General features: G+C 61.3%; 19 protein-coding genes. 2 read left to right on the forward strand and 17 right to left on the reverse strand.

What is annotated here, in order from left to right:
• Positions 1 to 36 precede the first annotated feature (36 nt).
• Entirely contained in the window at positions 37 to 1,692 is a 1,656-nt protein-coding gene (locus tag G5168_RS16745) for a methyl-accepting chemotaxis protein (RefSeq protein WP_421222119.1), read from the reverse strand.
• A gap of 411 nt (positions 1,693 to 2,103) precedes the next feature.
• Positions 2,104 to 2,760, reverse strand: coding sequence for a GTP cyclohydrolase I FolE (gene folE, locus G5168_RS16750; RefSeq protein WP_005344140.1), 657 nt, complete (start codon positions 2,758 to 2,760; stop codon positions 2,104 to 2,106).
• A 309-nt stretch (positions 2,761 to 3,069) separates the two neighbouring features.
• On the opposite strand from folE, the gene moeA reads away from it, so the two are divergent.
• Positions 3,070 to 4,296 (forward strand): molybdopterin molybdotransferase MoeA, encoded by a 1,227-nt coding sequence (gene moeA, locus G5168_RS16755; protein WP_421252477.1) that lies wholly within the window; start codon positions 3,070 to 3,072, stop codon positions 4,294 to 4,296.
• Entirely contained in the window at positions 4,293 to 5,048 is a 756-nt protein-coding gene (gene moeB, locus G5168_RS16760; RefSeq protein WP_274160338.1) for a molybdopterin-synthase adenylyltransferase MoeB, read from the forward strand. Before moeA ends, moeB begins: the two co-directional genes overlap by 4 nt.
• 70 nt (positions 5,049 to 5,118) lie before the next feature.
• On the opposite strand, the gene G5168_RS16765 is transcribed toward moeB, so the two are convergent.
• From G5168_RS16765 to napF, 15 genes are all read right to left on the reverse strand, one after another.
• The gene (locus tag G5168_RS16765) at positions 5,119 to 5,895 is read right to left on the reverse strand and encodes an alpha/beta fold hydrolase (RefSeq protein ID WP_270818937.1); all 777 of its coding nucleotides are present in this window, start codon (positions 5,893 to 5,895) and stop codon (positions 5,119 to 5,121) included.
• Between the two features lie 91 nt (positions 5,896 to 5,986).
• Positions 5,987 to 7,087, reverse strand: a complete 1,101-nt coding sequence (gene modC, locus G5168_RS16770; protein ID WP_421252478.1) for a molybdenum ABC transporter ATP-binding protein — start codon at positions 7,085 to 7,087, stop codon at positions 5,987 to 5,989.
• Entirely contained in the window at positions 7,084 to 7,764 is a 681-nt protein-coding gene (gene modB, locus G5168_RS16775) for a molybdate ABC transporter permease subunit (RefSeq protein ID WP_421252479.1), read from the reverse strand. The genes modC and modB overlap by 4 nt, the downstream gene beginning before the upstream one ends.
• A 111-nt stretch (positions 7,765 to 7,875) precedes the next feature.
• The gene (modA, locus tag G5168_RS16780; protein ID WP_204385249.1) at positions 7,876 to 8,604 is read right to left on the reverse strand and encodes a molybdate ABC transporter substrate-binding protein; all 729 of its coding nucleotides are present in this window, start codon (positions 8,602 to 8,604) and stop codon (positions 7,876 to 7,878) included.
• A gap of 87 nt (positions 8,605 to 8,691) precedes the next feature.
• Positions 8,692 to 9,165: a molybdopterin synthase catalytic subunit MoaE gene (gene moaE, locus G5168_RS16785; protein WP_421252480.1), complete on the reverse strand. Its 474-nt coding sequence runs from the start codon at positions 9,163 to 9,165 to the stop codon at positions 8,692 to 8,694.
• A gap of 2 nt (positions 9,166 to 9,167) precedes the next feature.
• The gene (gene moaD / locus G5168_RS16790) at positions 9,168 to 9,413 is read right to left on the reverse strand and encodes a molybdopterin synthase sulfur carrier subunit (RefSeq protein WP_107685090.1); all 246 of its coding nucleotides are present in this window, start codon (positions 9,411 to 9,413) and stop codon (positions 9,168 to 9,170) included.
• The gene (gene moaC, locus G5168_RS16795; RefSeq protein ID WP_421252481.1) at positions 9,410 to 9,934 is read right to left on the reverse strand and encodes a cyclic pyranopterin monophosphate synthase MoaC; all 525 of its coding nucleotides are present in this window, start codon (positions 9,932 to 9,934) and stop codon (positions 9,410 to 9,412) included. The genes moaD and moaC overlap by 4 nt, the downstream gene beginning before the upstream one ends.
• A 9-nt stretch (positions 9,935 to 9,943) precedes the next feature.
• Positions 9,944 to 10,450 carry a molybdenum cofactor biosynthesis protein B gene (gene moaB, locus G5168_RS16800; protein ID WP_005344126.1) on the reverse strand — a complete coding sequence of 169 codons (507 nt, stop codon included), beginning with the start codon at positions 10,448 to 10,450 and terminating at the stop codon, positions 9,944 to 9,946.
• A gap of 241 nt (positions 10,451 to 10,691) precedes the next feature.
• Positions 10,692 to 11,282: a cytochrome c3 family protein gene (locus tag G5168_RS16805; RefSeq protein ID WP_005353459.1), complete on the reverse strand. Its 591-nt coding sequence runs from the start codon at positions 11,280 to 11,282 to the stop codon at positions 10,692 to 10,694.
• An 11-nt stretch (positions 11,283 to 11,293) separates the two neighbouring features.
• Positions 11,294 to 11,749, reverse strand: a complete 456-nt coding sequence (locus tag G5168_RS16810) for a nitrate reductase cytochrome c-type subunit (RefSeq protein ID WP_005334452.1) — start codon at positions 11,747 to 11,749, stop codon at positions 11,294 to 11,296.
• Complete coding sequence (gene napH, locus G5168_RS16815) at positions 11,749 to 12,624, reverse strand: quinol dehydrogenase ferredoxin subunit NapH (RefSeq protein WP_421252482.1); 876 nt, start codon at positions 12,622 to 12,624, stop codon at positions 11,749 to 11,751. Before napH ends, G5168_RS16810 begins: the two co-directional genes overlap by 1 nt.
• A complete protein-coding gene (gene napG / locus G5168_RS16820; RefSeq protein WP_245131254.1) occupies positions 12,621 to 13,358 on the reverse strand; it encodes a ferredoxin-type protein NapG in 738 nt (245 codons plus the stop codon). Before napG ends, napH begins: the two co-directional genes overlap by 4 nt.
• Positions 13,359 to 13,372: 14 nt before the next feature.
• On the reverse strand, positions 13,373 to 15,862 hold the full coding sequence (gene napA, locus G5168_RS16825) for a nitrate reductase catalytic subunit NapA (protein ID WP_245131252.1): 2,490 nt from the start codon (positions 15,860 to 15,862) through the stop codon (positions 13,373 to 13,375).
• A gap of 101 nt (positions 15,863 to 15,963) precedes the next feature.
• Positions 15,964 to 16,218 (reverse strand): chaperone NapD, encoded by a 255-nt coding sequence (locus G5168_RS16830; protein WP_421252501.1) that lies wholly within the window; start codon positions 16,216 to 16,218, stop codon positions 15,964 to 15,966.
• Between the two features lie 29 nt (positions 16,219 to 16,247).
• On the reverse strand, positions 16,248 to 16,790 hold the full coding sequence (gene napF / locus G5168_RS16835) for a ferredoxin-type protein NapF (RefSeq protein WP_139430237.1): 543 nt from the start codon (positions 16,788 to 16,790) through the stop codon (positions 16,248 to 16,250).
• Between the last annotated feature and the right edge of the window lie 23 nt (positions 16,791 to 16,813).

Here is a 16,813-nt window from a genome sequence, read left to right on the forward strand (position 1 = left end):
CAATTGCGGGGCCTTCTGTTATCCATGCATCAACCCTTAGAGGGTGAAGCGCTGGGTCATATGGTGCAGGGTGTTGGCCAGCTTGCTCAGCTCGACGCAAGCCTGGGCGATCTGATGAGCGCCCTGGGCATTCTCGTCAGCGGCATTGTGAATGTTGACGATGCTGCGGTTGAGCTCTTCGGTCACCGCGTTCTGCTCTTCGGTGGCGGTGGCGATCAGAGTGTTCATGTCGGTGATGCGCACCACGGCACCGTTGATGGTCTCGATACTGGTACCGGCATCCCGCGCCAGACCGACACTCTCCTGCATCTGGTGACGACTCAGCTGCATGGCGTTGCCCGCCTCAGCGGCGCGACTCTGCAACAGCTCGATCATCTTGCTGATCTCGGCGGTGGAGTCCTGGGTACGCTGGGCCAATGAACGCACTTCATCCGCAACGACCGCAAAACCACGACCCTGCTCACCGGCACGGGCCGCTTCGATGGCAGCGTTAAGGGCCAGCAGGTTGGTCTGACCGGCGATATCGCGGATCACATCCAGTACCACGCTGATGTTGGCGCTGTCGGCCTCCAGCTGCTGCACCACTGTGCCCGCCTGTTCAATCTTGACCGACACCTCTTCGATGCTAGCAATAGAGCTGCGTACCACTTCGCTGCCGGCAGCAGAGGTGCGGGAGGCATCCTTGGCGGCGCTCATGGCATCCGTGGTGTTGCGGGCCACTTCGTTGACGGTGGACTGCATCTCGTTCATGGCGGTCGCCACCTGGGAGACTTCGTTCTGCTGGATAGCCATGCCGCTGGCGGACTGGCTGGAGATGGCGCTCACCTCCTCCACTGCGCTGCTGAGTTGGCTCACGGAGCCGGCGATCTCGCTCACCAGATCGGAGAGGGAGCCCTGCATCCGGTTGATGGCGGAGCCCAGCTGACCCAGTTCATCGCGGTTGAAGCGGCTGTCACGGATCCACTGCTGCAGTTCGCCCTGACCCAGATCGCCATTGGCAATACGCTGGGCCTGACGGGCCAGCATGATCAGCGGGTCGCGGATCTGGCGGGTCAGTACCACGGAGAGCACCACCACAAGGATCAGACCAATCACCAGCGCGATGGTGACACTCAGATTGGCGGATTGATAAGAGTCGACAATGTCACTGCGGGATTCAGACGCATAACCATGGTTAATCTGGATCAGGGAGGCCACTGACTTGCTCAGCGCGGTGTAAAGGGGAACCCCCTCCTCAAGGAAGATGCGTTGGGCTTCGGCAAGCTGATCGCTGTCTTGCAGCTGTGTGACTCGCTGGTGCAGGGCGACGTAACGATCCCAGTCAGATTTCACCGTATCGAAGGTACGGCGCTCCGCCACATCCTCAGGCCAGATCGTCTTGTCATGGGCAATCAGCTGCTGCGCGATCGAGTTAAGCTGTTGACTGGCAATATTCCGATATTCAGCCCTTTTCAGCGGCTCGGCGGCCACCACGAAATAACCCAGCTCATAACGACGCAACTCACCGAGAGAATCCCCGATCGCGCTGGTGCGATTGACCGCTGGCAAGATGCTGTCGGTAAACCGGATGGCAACATCATTCATGTTGCCAAACTGGACAAGGGCAAAACCGCCGATAAAGGCGACCATCAAACCGAGCACGGCAAAGCCGGCGGTGAGTTTTTTACCTATGGTCATGGTACTGGTATTCATGGGATATCCTGGTGGTCGTTAAATTCGTAGCACTCGTCCGGTTCACGCCCTCCTGACATGAACTATCTGGCCACCTGTTCAGTGGCGCACCATCCAACCTTGATGAATATCTCTGAATTCCATGAGGGGCAGCGAGAGCCGTGAGGGGGCGCTAGAGTAACCGGATCGTGGCGGTTCGGAAAGAGTCTGTCCGGTTACTTTTTGTAAGGTGAAAGCGAGGTTTTTTTCGTGTTCGATTAAATATATCGCTCAGATGAATAAATCGAAAAAATGCATAACGTTTGCATAGGGCAAGCCACGCGGGCCAAGCAGTGGCAGACCGCCACTCTCATCCTGAACCAATGAAAAACGCCAGCAATGGCAGCTGGCGTCTCGTTTATTCAGCAAGGCGGTTACAAAACAACCGCCATCTTATCCACGCAGGCCGCCCAGAAATTCGGCCCGGGTATCGGGCTGGGTCTTGAACACCCCGCCGAGGGAGGTGGTGGTGGTGTAAGAAGTCGAATCCATCACTCCGCGCGCCTTGACGCAGTAGTGGGTCGCCTTGATGCTGATGGCCACATCCTTGGTGCCGAGCAGGGTCTGCAGCGCCAGCAGGATCTGCTGGGTCAGCCGCTCCTGCACCTGGGGACGGCGGGCGAAGAACTGCACGATGCGGTTGATCTTCGACAGGCCAATCACCTTGCCGCGAGGGATATAGGCCACATGTGCCATCCCGTCGATGGTGACGAAGTGGTGTTCGCAGGTGCTGGTGAGGCTGATGTCCCGCACCATGATCATCTCGTCCACCTGCATCTTGTTCTCGATCACCGTCACCTTGGGGAAGGTGGAATAATCGAGGCCGGAGAAGATCTCGTTGACGTACATCTTGGCGATGCGGTGCGGTGTCTCGGCCAGACTGTCATCGGCCAAATCCAGCCCCAGTGTCTCCATGATGGAGCGCATATGGCCTTCGATCTTCTCCCGCTTCTGCTGACTGTTCAGCTCGTTGGCAACCAGGGGGGTTTCCAGTCCCTGGGCTTCGAGGGCAGCCCTGACCAGCAAGGCTTCCGGACTTAAGGTTGTCATTGTCTTTTCTCCCACGCTCAGGGACTGTGAGGGCAGCTCAAGGAGCAACCCATTATGTAATGGCGGCGCACAAGGCCGACGATATCGCTGTAATGGTAGCCACACAGGATGTGACGGCCATCTGTTATGGCGGCATAGTAAACGGCCATTGCCGCCAAGATTCAAGTCAACTTGTGCGTCACCTCATACTTTATGGCCATCTACCCCCGTTTTTGCGCCGATTACCCCGAGATTCCCTCGAGATAACCTGCCCATCCCCGGGGAATTTTGTGATAATCCCGCCTTCAATCATAGAAAGAGGTCATGACGATGGGATTTGATACCAGCGGACTACTCCCCTTAAGCGATGCCCTGCAAGGGATGCTGGAACAACTTGCCTGCTGCTGCGACAGCGAGCAGTTGCCCCTGCCAGATGCCCTTGGCCGGGTACTAGCCTGTGATATCGCCTCCCCACTCGCCGTGCCCCCCTTCGACAACTCTGCCATGGACGGTTATGCCGTACGCCTTGCGGATCTCGCCAGCGGCACCCCGCTCATCATGGCGGGCAAAGCGTTTGCCGGTCAGCCCTATCAGGGTGAATGGCCCGCTGGCCACTGCGTGCGTATCATGACAGGTGCTCCGGTACCGGCTGGTACGGATGCAGTGGTGATGCAGGAAGAAACGCAGGCCGACGGCGATCGGATCACTTTTCTGGCACAACCCGAACCGGGCCAGAATATCCGCCGCGCCGGCAGCGATATCGGCAAGGACGCCTGCGTGCTGCCAGCCGGTACTCGCCTCACCCCGCGCGAAATGCCACTGCTGGCCTCCCTCGGCGTGGCTACCGTCACGGTGCGTCGCCCGCTGAAAGTGGCCATCTTCAGCACCGGTGATGAGCTCAAACCGGTTGGTACCCCGCTCGCCCACGGCGATATCTATGACTCCAACCGCTATGGCGTACGGGCCATGCTGGCGCGCATGGGCTGCGACTGCCTCGACCTTGGCATCATCCCGGACGATCCCGCCCAGCTGCGCGCCGCCTTTATCCGCGCCGACGAAGAGGCCGATGTACTCATCACCACCGGCGGCGTCTCGGTGGGGGAAGCGGACTTCACCAAACAACTGCTGGACGAGCTCGGCGAGATTGGCTTCTGGAAGCTGGCCATCAAGCCGGGCAAGCCGTTTGCTTTTGGCCGTCTGCCCCGCGCCTGGTTCTTCGGCCTGCCGGGCAACCCCGTCTCCGCCATGGTCACCTTCGATCAGCTGGTGCAACCGGCGCTGGCCAAGCTGGCGGGCCAGCACTTCGAGCGCCCGCTCCAGCTGCAAGCCATTGCGGCCGAGCCACTCAAAAAGAGCCCGGGCCGACTCGACTTCCAGCGCGGCATCCTGAGTCAGGGACAGAACGGCATCGAGGTGCGCAGCACCGGCTCGCAGGACTCCGCCGTGTTCAGCTCCCTGTCGCAAGCCAACTGCTACATAGTTCTTGAACGGGAACGGGGCCGCGTCGCCGTGGGCGAGACGGTCACCGTGGAGCCATTCGGGGGATTGCTGCTGTGAGCGAGATCCTGAGCGACGCCGAACTGCTGCGCTACAACCGCCAGATCATCCTCAAGTCCTTCGATTTCGAGGGGCAGGAGGCGCTCAAGCAGGCCAGGGTGCTGGTGATCGGCGCCGGTGGCCTTGGTTGCGCCGCCAGCCAGTATCTGGCGGTGGCCGGGGTTGGCCAACTCACCTTGGTCGATTTCGACAAGGTGGAGCTCTCCAACCTGCAGCGTCAGGTGCTGCACAACGATGAGCGCATCGGTCACTACAAAGTAGACTCTGCCGCCCAGTCGCTGCGCGCGCTCAATCCCTGGCTCAAGGTGGAGACCCACGCGGCCGTGGCCGACGAGGCGCTGCTCGATACCCTGTTGCCCCAACACCAGCTGGTATTGGATTGCACTGACAACCTGGCCATTCGCGACCTGCTCAACCAAAAGGCACGCCAGCACAAGGTGCAGCTGGTCAGCGGCGCCGCCATCCGGCTGGAGGGGCAGCTATGCAGCTTCACCTGGCAGGAAGATGAACCCTGCTACGCCTGCCTCAGCGCCCTGTTTGGCGAGCAGGCCCTCACCTGCGTCGAAGCCGGTGTACTCGCCCCCGTGGTGGGATTGGTGGGCAGCCTGCAAGCACTGGAAGCTATCAAGCTCTTGGCAGGCATGGGCAAAAGCTACAGCGGCCGCCTGCTGATGATCGACGGCCTGAGCGGCACCTTCCGCGAGATGAAGCTGCCCAAGCGCCCCGACTGCCCCGTCTGCTCCCATCCTTGACGCAAACGGGATCAAAAAAGCCGAACCCTGTGGTTCGGCTTTTTGGTACCTGCACCTAACAACCCCTTCCTCAATGGGTCGTGAGGATCCGTTGCAACAGGTGATTAAAGCCCGAGGGGTCTTCCGCAGGCCAGGCGTGGTGGCCGTTGGGGGTGTGGATGGTGGCGTTGGGCAGGGCGGCAAACTGCTCTACCCGTTTGGCCAGCGGCAGGTAGTCGTGACTGGTGGAGATGATGGCCACCGGCTGCCAGATGGAGCCGAGCCGGGCGCGTACCGACCAGCCGGGTAACGCCTCCAGCAGCGCCTTGTAGGTTTTCTTTTTATTGCGCACGAAACGCAGCCGGAAGGTGTGGCGCACCTGTGCCAGATCCGGGCCCGGGAAGAGCTCGCGTCCCAGCCACCAGGCGAGGGGGCGCATGCCAAACCAGCGCAGCCACTTGAGACGCTGGGCGTAACGCTCCTGCTCTTTGGGGGTCTCCAGCAGAAACTCGCTAAAACCGTTGACCAGCACCAGCCCCTGCACCTTGTGGGGCAGTTGCAGCGCCAGCTCCAGCGCGACCATGGCCCCCAGCGACAATCCCACCACCCAGGCGGGTTCTGGCTGTGCATCGAGCCAGTTCACCACATCGGCTGCCAGGGTCGCCACATCGAACGGCCCCTCCTGCATGCTCTGGCCGTGGCCGCGCAAGTCCAGCGCCACCACCCGGTAGTGCTCGGAAAACCGTTCGATCTGCGCCTGCCAGTCGAGGCTCGAGGAGCCCAGCCCGTGCAGCAGCAACAACAAGGGGCCCTCCCCCGCACTGCGCAGGGCAAGACCGTTGAATTTCATCACCTGATTGCGGCGCATCAGTGTATTGCCTCTCGACTCATCACCTGAACCATCTCTTGTTGTTATGTTGCCCGTGGCCATCCTGCCACGTTATCAGCACGGCGCCCAATCAGCCTTCGCTGACCAGACTCACCGCCTTGATATAAGCGTAGATCTGCTGCTCCGGCGCCAGCGCCAGCCGCCTGGCGGAGCGGCTGGTGATCCGGGCCAGCAGTATCTGCTCACCCAGCGCCAACTGCAACAGGGTCTGGCCGGGGCGCACCTCGCGCACCGCCAGCAGACGGGTGACGAGACAGTTGGAGAGACTGGAGTGCTCGATGGGGGCTGTGGCGATCACCACATCCCGCCCGGCCACCTTGATCTGCAAGGGGCCGCTCTCATCCGGCACATGGGTCATGGTGACCCGCAGCTGCTGCTCGCCGAGTTGCAGGGTCGCCATCTGCTCGTCATCATCGTAGTGAGAGAGGGTTGCATCCAGCATCACCCCGGCATCGTCGCGACTGGCGAGCGAGAGATCGGTTCGGGCGAAGATCTCGCTCGGCCGACCTTGCGCCTCCACCCTACCACTTTCCAGCAACACCAGCTGATCGCAGAGCAGGCTCACCTCCTCCATGGCGTGGCTGACGAAGATCATCGGGATGCCGCTCTCCTGCTGCAAGCCCTTTAGCACATGGGCCTGATGGATGCGGCTGCGCCGATCGAGCGCAGAAAAAGGCTCATCGAGCAGCAGCAAATCAGGCTCGGCCAGCAGCGCCCGCCCCAGCGCTACCCGCTGGCGTTGACCGCCAGAGAGGGCATGGGCAGGCAGCCCCAGCAGATCGGCAAAACCGAGCCGAGCCGCCAGCGCCTCGGGCTGCCAGCGCCCTCGCCCCTTGCGGGCCGCCAGTTGCAGATTGCCAAGCACCGTCAGATGGGGGAAGAGGCGCGAGTCCTGAAACACCAGTCCGATCCGGCGCGCTTCGGGCAGCAGTTGAGCATACTCCCGATCGCGCCACCGCAAGCGATCCCCGTTTTGGCGATCGAGCCCGGCGATGATGCGCAGCAGGGTGCTCTTGCCGCAGCCTGAGGGGCCAAACAGGCCGAGGATCCCCCCCAGCTCGAGGGTCAGTGCGCAGTCGAGGGTAAAGGAGCCAAACTCGCGCCGGACATGGAGGTTCAGGGCATGGCGGTGCGGCTCGTTCACTGGCGGCATAGTGGCGTGCTGGTTCATCCAAACACTCTCCGCTGTCTGCGCTGCAACACCCCGTAGACCAGCACCAGCATCACCAGCGAGAAGGCCATCAGGCCGCCAGCCAGATAGTGGGCTTGTCGGTAATCCATCGCCTCCACATGATCAAACAGGGTAATCGAAAGCACCTGGGTCTCGCCCGGAATATTGCCGCCAATCATCAGCACCACGCCAAACTCCCCCAATGTATGGGCAAAGCCGAGCGCCGCCGCCATTACGAAGCTGGGCAGGGTCATCGGCAAGATGATGTGGAAGAAGCGCTCCAGCGGGCCGAGCCCCAGGGTCGCAGCAGCTTCCAGCTCCTTGTTGCCCATGTTGACGAAGGCGGAGGTGAGCGGCTGCACCACGAACGGCAGCGAATAGAGGATGGAGGCAAACAGCAGGCCGAGAAAGCTGAAGGCAAGAGGGGCACCAAAGGTGTCGCGCCACCAGGCGCCGAAGCCATATTCGGGGGAGAAGGCGAGCAGCAGATAAAAACCCAGTACCGTGGGAGGCAGCACCAGCGGCAGTGCCACCAGCGCCTCCACCAGCGGCCGCAGCCGGTTCTGACTGCGCGACAGCCACCAGGCCAGCGGCGGTGCCAGCAACAGCAAAATCGCTGTGGTGCAGGCCGCAAGCTTCAGGGTGAGCCAGACCGCCAGCAGATCCCCTTCACTCATTGCCGACCTCCCGGTTGATAAATGCCCCCAACAGCATGGTATCCATCCTTATTGCAAAGAGTGGCCGACCCGAAGGCCGACCACTCAGGGTATCGCATCAGGCCCATCCCCTTATTGGGGCAAGGCATAACCCGCTGCCTTGATCTGCGCCTGACCCGGCCCCTTGAGCCAGGCCACCAGCGCCTCGACCGCGGCGCCTTTCTTCAATACCAGCCCCTGCTGCTCGATGGGGGGATAGAAGCTCGCAGGCACAGCCCAGGCTTCGCCAGTCTTGCCCGCCTCAACCAGATTGGCCCAGGCGACAAAGCCCAGTTCAGCATTGCCGGTGTCGACAAATTGCCAGGTCTGGCCGATGTTGGCGCCGGTCAGCAGCCGGTACTGCTTGGGATCGATCTTGAGATGGGTGAGGGTCGCCATGGCAGCAGCACCATAGGGGGCGGTACGGGGATTGGCGATGGCGAGGTTGCCTTTCCAGCTGCGCAGGGTCGCCTCGTCAGGGGCCGGCCCCCCCTTCTTCCAGAGCCCCAGCTGGCCGATGGCGTAGGTGAAGCGCTCACTCCCCTTGCCCTCTTTTTCCAGCTTCTCGGGGGTCGCCGCATCGGCGGAGAGGAAGAGATCGAACGGCGCGCCGTGACTGATCTGGGTGTAGAGCACTCCGGTGGCGGCAGACGAGATGGCCAGGGTGTGGCCGGTCTTGGCGGTAAACTCCTTGCCAATACGATCTATGGTTCCCTTGAAGTTGGCCGCCACGGCCACTTTCACTTCATCGGCCTGCACGACACCGGTATGCAAGGTGGCGGCGCAGACTCCTACGATGACAACAGATAACAGCGGTTTCATTCCCTTTCTCCTGATGGGGCCCGCACATCCGCGCCCCTTGGCGGGGCCGTGGTTCCCGTTGAACCTGCGCCCCTCGTGATGAACAGGTCAGGCTTGCCAGCGGGCGGCGGCGGCGTTGTCGCTCTCCTTGGCCTCGACCCAGCGTTGCACACCCTCGGCAGTCAGCTCTTTTTTCCAGAACGGCGCCCGGGTTTTCAAGAAATCCATGATGAAGTGACAGGCGTCAAAGGCGGCGTCGCGGTGGGCACTGCTCACCGCCACCAGCACGATCTGATCGCCAAGCCACAACTCGCCGATACGATGAATGAGGGTACACTCCTGCAGCGGCCAGCGGCGGCGGGCCTCCTGCACGATATCGGCCAGCGCCTTCTCGGTCATGCCGGGGTAATGCTCGAGGGCAAGCCCCTTCACCTCCTCCCCCTGATTGAAGTCGCGCACCTTGCCAACAAAAGTGACGATGGCGCCACTGTCGGCGCGGGTGGCGAGGCGGGCATATTCGTCCGCCAGCGAGAAATCCTCCCGCAGGACCAGAATGCGATCGGTCATGGTTGCCTCGCTCATCCTTAACCTCCGGTCACCGGCGGAAAGAAGGCCACCTCATCGCCATCGTTGATGGGGGTATCGAGGGGCACCAGGGTCTGATTGACCGCGACCAAGAGCTTGCCAGCTTCCAGCGCCAGCGCCCACTTGTCGCCGCGCTCACAGAGCGCCGCGCGCAGTTGTTCGGCGGTGGCGTAGTCGCACGGCAGGTTCAGCTCGTCACACGCTACCAGCTCTCTTACTTGCGCAAAAAACAGTACCTTGATCATGCTTGTTCCCCGCTCGTTGAGCCCAACTGAAAATGGCCAGACTTGCCGCCTTTTTTCTCTACCAGCCGCACCTGTTCGATCACCATGTCCTTTTGCACCGCCTTGCACATGTCGTAGATGGTCAGCGCCGCTACCGACGCGGCGGTCAGAGCCTCCATCTCGACACCAGTCTTGCCGGAGAGCTTGCAGAGGGTGCGGATATGCACCCGATTCTGCTCGGGCAGCGGCACTATCTCCACCTCGACTTTGGTCAAGGCCAGCGGATGGCAGAGTGGGATAAGATCGGAGGTCTTCTTGGCGGCCATGATGCCGGCGATGCGGGCGGTGGCGAACACGTCACCCTTGTGGTGCTGGCCGCTCAGGATCAGCGCCAGCGTCTCGGGGGCCATGGCAACAAACGCCTCGGCACGGGCTTCGCGCTCGGTCACCTGCTTGTCGGTCACATCAACCATATGGGCTTCGCCGCTCTGGTTCAGATGCGTCAGGTTGGGCTGGGTCTGCTTGGGATCGATCTGGTTCATCGCTTGCTCTCAGAGGTGGGAGACAAAGTTGCACGGCTTGGTGCGGGCATCGAGCTGATCGCGGATCAGTTGCTCCCAACCCAGCTGACAGGCGCCGGTGGAGCCGGGCAGACAGCAGATCAGGGTGCGATTGGCGAGTCCCGCCAGCGCACGGCTCTGCATGGCGGAGCCTTTAATCTCGGCAAAAGAGAGTTGACGGAACATCTCGCCAAAACCCTGTACGGTGCGCTCGAACAGCACACCAACCGCTTCCGGTACCCGGTTCTGTTCATTGAAGCCGGTACCGCCGTTAATCAGTACCACCTGCACCCCCTCATCGGCGATCCACTCGCTCACCCGCGCGCGGATGCGAAACAGGTTGTCCGGACAGAGTGCCCGATCGGCCAGCTGATGGCCCGCGTCGGTAAGGGCCGAGACCAGATAGTCGCCCGAGCTGTCATCGGCGGCGGTGCGGCTGTCGGAGACCGTCAGCACGGCGATCTTGAGGGGAATAAATGCGTTGTGTTTCTGTCCCATCGGGCAGCTCCTTGTGGCTATGGGCCGTCAACGAGGCAGGAAGAGAAGGGGTATGAGAGGCCAGCTGTCAGGACGCAAAAACGGACGCAGACAGGGGGACCAACTTGCTCAAGCGTGTGACGGCGGGCTGATTCTATCAAAGGTTTCACGAGATATGGGATTTAAAAGACACACAAATCTGATGCTTGTCCCATATATGAACAAAACGCAGGCCGGGTAAACCCGGCCTGTCGTCGCAGGATCAGAACCCTTTCACCCCGGTCATGTCGGGCAGCTGGTGAGCTATCCCCTTGTGACAGTCGATACAGGTACTTTCACCACTGGCCAGATTGGTAGAGTGCATCTTGGCGGCACGCTGTCCCTGCAGGGAGAAGTCCATGTATTCGAAGTTGTGGCAGTTGCGGCACTCGCGCGAATCAGTCTCTTTCATCCGCTGCCACTCCCGCTCCGCCATCTCGCGTCGGTGCGACTCGAACTTCTCGCGGGTATCCACCTTGCCGGTGATCATGCCCCACAACTCCTTGGAAGCCTGCACCTTGCGGATGATCTTGTAGGTCCACTCGTGCGGTACGTGGCAATCCGGGCAGCTGGCCCGCACGCCGGAGCGGTTGGCGTAGTGGATGGTGTCGCGGTACTCCTCGAACACGTTGTCCTTCATCTCGTGACAGCTGGTGCAGAAGGCCTCGGTGTTGGATGCTTCCATGGCGGTGTTGAAGCCACCCCAGAAAATCACGCCACCGAAGAAGCCCATCAGCAGGATGACCCAGAGAGCCGCCTTCGATGGTGACTTGAAGGTGGTCCACAGACGCTGGATAAAGCCGGGTAATTTCATCTATGGATTCCTCAGTTCAGCGCTTCAACCGGTTTAAAGGTATTTTCCACCAGCGGCTTGGCATCCGCTTGCGGTACATGGCACTGCAGGCAGAAGTAGCGACGCGGCGACACTTCACCCAGGGTCAGGCCGTCGCGGGTCTCGAAGTGAGTCGGACTGATCTTGGGGGCCTTCATGGCGCTGGCATTCTTGAAGCTGTGGCAAGCCAGGCACTTGTTGACCTTGGTATCCACCTCATAGTTGCGAATGTCGTGGGGGATCAGCGGCGGCTGATGCATGTACTGGCGATCGTAGGGCGCGCCATCCTTGCGGAAGTTTTTCAGGGGCGCGGCGGTGGCATCGGTCACCAGATCGGTGGCGCCACGCTCGGACTTGAGGCCACCGGTACTGTTGGTGATCTCGGGGGCCGCTGCCATCAAGGATCCCGCCATCAGGCAGGCCAGCATTGCTCCAATCAGCTTTTTCATTATTTGTTCTCCGACGTTTTTTCTGCCTTGACGGCAAAACCTACAGTGATTTCAAAAACTTGTTCCGCGCAGACATCGATGCAGCGGCCACAGTTGGTACACTCCTGAGCCGCAATCAAGGGCCCGTGACCGCGCTTGGCACCGTGAACAGGCCCGCGCAGGATGGGACGCTCCGGGCAGACCGCATAACAATCCATGCAGTTGTTGCACCGCTCGCGCCCCTTGGCAGAAATCTTGATAAATCCGACCCGGTTGACCAGGGCATAGAAGGCACCCACCGGACAGAGATGACCGCACCAGCCCCGCTCAACTACGAAGAGATCGAACAGGAATAGCGCCACCAGCAGGGCCCAGCCCGCCCCCATGCCAAACAGCAGGCCGCGCATGGCCAGCGACACAGGATTGACCAGCTCCCACGCCATCACCCCGACCACCGCTGGCACCACCAGCACCATGGCGAGAAGCCAGTAGCGGGTCGCACGGCTGAACTGGCCGTTGCCCTTTAGTCCAAGTCGCCCCCTGAGCCAAGCCGCAGCGTCAGTGATAAGGTTGACCGGACAGACCCAGGAGCAGAACACCCGCCCACCGACCAGCCAGTAACCGGCCAGCACAATGGCAGCACCCAGCCAGAGTGAGGTGATGGGCCAGTGACCCGCCGCCAGCGACTGCAACAGCGTGAGGGGCTCGGTCAGCGGCACCGTCTCCAGCAACAGCGAGCTGGAGAGGTTGCCCTTGAGGATCCAGATGCCCGCCAGCGGCCCCAGCAGGAACAATGCGAGCACACTGAACTGACTGAGCCTGCGCAGCAGCAGGAAGCGGTGGGAACGCCACCACCCCAGCTTGATGCGAGCCTCTTCCCCCGGATAACGACTCATAACCCCTCCGGTTTACGGGTGGGCAGGGTGAGCCTGTCGCCGATGAGCGACTTGTTCCCCGCCTTGGCCTTCTCTTCCCAGCCGAGCCGGTAGTGATGACCCAGCTCACCTTTGGCGAGCTGGCGTGGCACCACCTTGATGGCGGCCTCCTCCAGCACGCAGGCATGCTCACACTTGCCACAGCCGGTACAGATATCGCTGTGTACCGTGGGCAGGAACATGGCGTGCTTGCCGGTACGCTGGTTATGCTGCAGCTCAAGAGTGATCGCCTTGTCAATCAGCGGGCAGACCCGATAACAGACATCGCAGCGCAGCCCCAGATAGTTGAGGCAGGTCTCGTGATCAATGAGCACAGCCACTCCCATCCGGGCCTGATCGATGTCGGTCATCTGCTGATCCAGCGCCCCGCTCGGACAGGCCACCACACAAGGGATGTCATCACACATCTCGCAGGGCACGGCACGCGCCTTGAAATAGGGGGTACCAGTTGTCACAGGGTCAAACAGCCGGGCGAGCTTGAGGGTGTCGTAGGGGCAGGCCTCAACGCAGAGCCCGCAACGCACGCAGGCGCTGAGGAACTCTGTTTCATCGAGAGCGGCGGGCGGGCGCAGCGCCTGAGCCGGCACTGCATGCACCTGCTGGCGGGCCATGCCGCCGAGCCCCACGCCGAGCAGGCTCACACCGCAAGCCCCCTTGGCCATGTCGGCCAGAAACTGGCGACGACTACGACTCATCTCTACTCCCCGCCTCAGGCCTTCATCACCTTGACGGCGCACTTCTTGTAATCGGTCTCTTTGGAGAGCGGATCGGTGGCGTCCAGGGTCAGCTTGTTGACCAGCTGGCTGGCATCAAAGAAGGGCATGAAGACCAGTCCTTTCGGCGGACGGTTGCGACCACGGGTCTCGACCCGGGTTTTCACCTCGCCACGGCGGGAGGAGACGATCACCTCTTCACCACGGCGCACGCCGCGAGCCTTGGCATCGTCCGGGTGCATGAAGAGCACCGCATCCGGGAAGGCGCGATAGAGTTCAGGCACCCGACGGGTCATGGTGCCGGTGTGCCAGTGCTCCAGCACGCGACCGGTGGAGAGCCACAGGTCGTACTCTTTATCCGGCGACTCGGCGGCAGGCTCGAACGGCAGGGCGAAGATGACCGCCTTGCCATCGGGTTTGCCATAAAAACGCACCCCCTCGCCCGCTTTCACATAGGGGTCAAACCCTTCGCGATAGCGCCACAGAGTCTCTTTGCCATCCACTACCGGCCAGCGCAAACCGCGCGCTTCGTGGTACTGATCGAACGGTGCCAGATCGTGACCGTGACCACGGCCGAAGGTGGCGTACTCTTCGAACAGACCTTTCTGGACGTAAAAACCGAAGTGCTCGGCTTCGTCGTTCAGCAGCCCTTTGCTCTGCTCTTTCGGGAACTGGTTGACCTGACCGTTGGCATAGAGCACGTCGAACAGGGTTTTGCCCTTCACTTCCGGCATCTTGGCAATCAGCTCAGCTGGCCACACTTCCTCGACCTTGAAGCGCTTGGAGAACTCCATCAGCTGCCACAGGTCGGACTTGGCCCCTTCCGGCGCTTTCACCTGCTGATGCCAGAACTGGGTGCGGCGCTCTGCGTTGCCATAGGCCCCCTCTTTCTCCACCCACATGGCGGTGGGCAGGATGAGGTCGGCAGCCTGGGCAGTGACGGTCGGGTAAGGGTCAGAGACCACGATGAAGTTGCGCGGGTCGCGATAGCCAGGCAGACGATCGGTATTCATGTTGGGACCGGCCTGCATGTTGTTGTTGCACATCACCCAGTAGGCGTTGAGCTTGCCATCCTTGAGCATGCGATCCTGCAGCACGGCGTGGTAACCCACCTGCTCCGGGATGGTGCCTTCCGGCAGTTTCCAGATCTTCTCGGCGATGGCGCGATGCTTGGGATCGGTAACCACCATGTCGGCCGGCAGACGGTGGGCAAAGGTGCCCACTTCCCGCGCGGTACCGCACGCAGAAGGCTGGCCAGTCAGGGAGAAGGGGCCAGAGCCCGGCTCGGAGATCTTGCCGGTGAGCAGGTGGATGTTGTAGCAGAGGTTGTTAGCCCAGACACCGCGAGTATGCTGGTTGAAGCCCATGGTCCAGTAAGAGACCACCTTCTTGTTCGGATCGGCATAGAGCTTGGCCAGTTTTTCCAGCTTCTCTTTGGAGACGCCGGAGAGCTTGGAGACAGACTCCACATCGTAGTCGGCCACAAACTTGGCAAACTCTTCGAAGGTCATCGGAGTGGCATCGCCGCTGTCCGGGTTCTTCGCTTTTTGCTGCAGCGGGTTGGTCGGACGCAGACCGTAACCGATGTCGGTGACACCTTTCTTGAACACTGTGTGCTTGTTGACGAAGTCCCAGTTCACCTTGTCGTTCTGGATGATGTAGTTGGCGACATAGTTGAGGATCGCCAGATCGGTCTGGGGGGTAAATACAATGCCGTTGTCCGCCAGTTCGAAGCTGCGGTGCTCAAAAGTGGAGAGCACGTGCACCTGAACATCCGGATTGGAGAGACGGCGATCGGACATCCGCGACCAGAGGATGGGGTGCATCTCGGCCATGTTGGAGCCCCACAGCACGAAGGCGTCGGCCTGCTCGATATCGTCATAGCAGCCCATCGGCTCATCCATACCGAAGGTACGCATAAAGCCGACAACCGCAGAGGCCATGCAGTGACGGGCGTTGGGGTCGATGTTGTTGGTACGGAAACCGGCCTTCATCAGCTTGGCGGCGGCATAGCCTTCCCAGACGGTCCACTGGCCGGAACCGAACATGCCAACGGCAGTCGGCCCCTTCTCTTTCAGGGTGGCCTTGAACTTCTCGGCCATGATGTCGAAGGCCTGATCCCAGCTGATGGGAGCGAAGTCGCCATCCTTGTCGAACTTGCCGTTCTTCATCCGCAACATGGGCTGAGTGAGGCGATCCTGACCGTACATGATTTTGGAGAGGAAGTAGCCCTTGATGCAATTGAGGCCACGGTTGACCGGCGCATCGGGGTCACCCTGAGTCGCCACGACCCGACCATCCTGAGAGCCCACCAGCACGGAGCAGCCGGTACCGCAGAAGCGGCAGGGAGCCTTATCCCAATGGATGGCCGTCTTGTCGGTACTGGTGATGAGATTGGCTGCCAGCGTGGGGGCACTGACACCGGCCACGGCAGCGGCAGCTGCCACCGCGTTGGCCTTCATAAAGTCGCGTCGACTCAGCTTCATGGCATATCCTCACATTGCTTATCGCGTAATAGTTGTCGAATCTGTCGAACGGGAGCCAGCCATCAGCGGCAGAGGGCACGCCCGGCATCCCATCACTCTTTTCAGTGACCGCCCAGTTCATCGAACTGGTGGTAAATCAGGGCGGCTGAGAGCACGCCCGGCATCGCCTGTATCGCATCAATGGCCGCCATGATCGGCCGCTGGATCGGACCTTCCAGGGTCACGACCAGCTTGCCCTCGTCACTGACGGCGTGGATCTCGGCCCCTTCAAGGGCGCCAATCTGCTCGGCGAGCTGATGGCGCAAAGGGGGCTGGGTCAGCACCACCAGACTCGATACATGGAACTCCTGATCCATTGTGGCTTCTGTGTCATACGGCTTCTGACTCATTCTGACTCCTGCTTGAGGGTGGGCTGGCTCGCACCACCGGATGGGGCGGCTCGCCCGTCGACCTTGATGCTGCCAACCGGACAATCCTGCACACAGGCGCCGCAGCCATTACAGCGATCCGGCTCGACCGTCGGGGTGGGCACACGCCCCAGCACCGGAATAAAACGAATGGCATTGGGCTCGCAGCTGTCCTGACAGCGCTGGCAGAACACCTGACCATTGGCCAGACAGTTGGCCTCGATATGGGCCTTATAGTGCCAGGGAGACTCGCTGGTCGGGCGAAACAGCGGCACCTTGCAGACCGTGACGCACTCGGTGCAGAAGGTGCATTCGCCACGCTGGAAATCGACCACCGGAAAACCGCCCTCGCCATTCACCAGGATCTGCTCCGGACAGGCCGCCAGACAGTCCCCGCAGCGGGTGCAGTCGGCGACAAATGCCGACCAGTTGACTGACCAGGGCAACTGCACCGGCGGTTCGGCGGTTCTCAGCCGCCCCCGGAACAGGCCGCGGCGGGCAAGATCGATCTCATCCGGCATGTTGACTCCTGTTCTGGTGAAAA

The sequence above is a fragment of the Aeromonas sp. 600724 genome, from assembly GCF_049175135.1.
In the GTDB taxonomy this organism is placed as follows: Bacteria; Pseudomonadota; Gammaproteobacteria; order Enterobacterales; family Aeromonadaceae; genus Aeromonas; species Aeromonas veronii_A.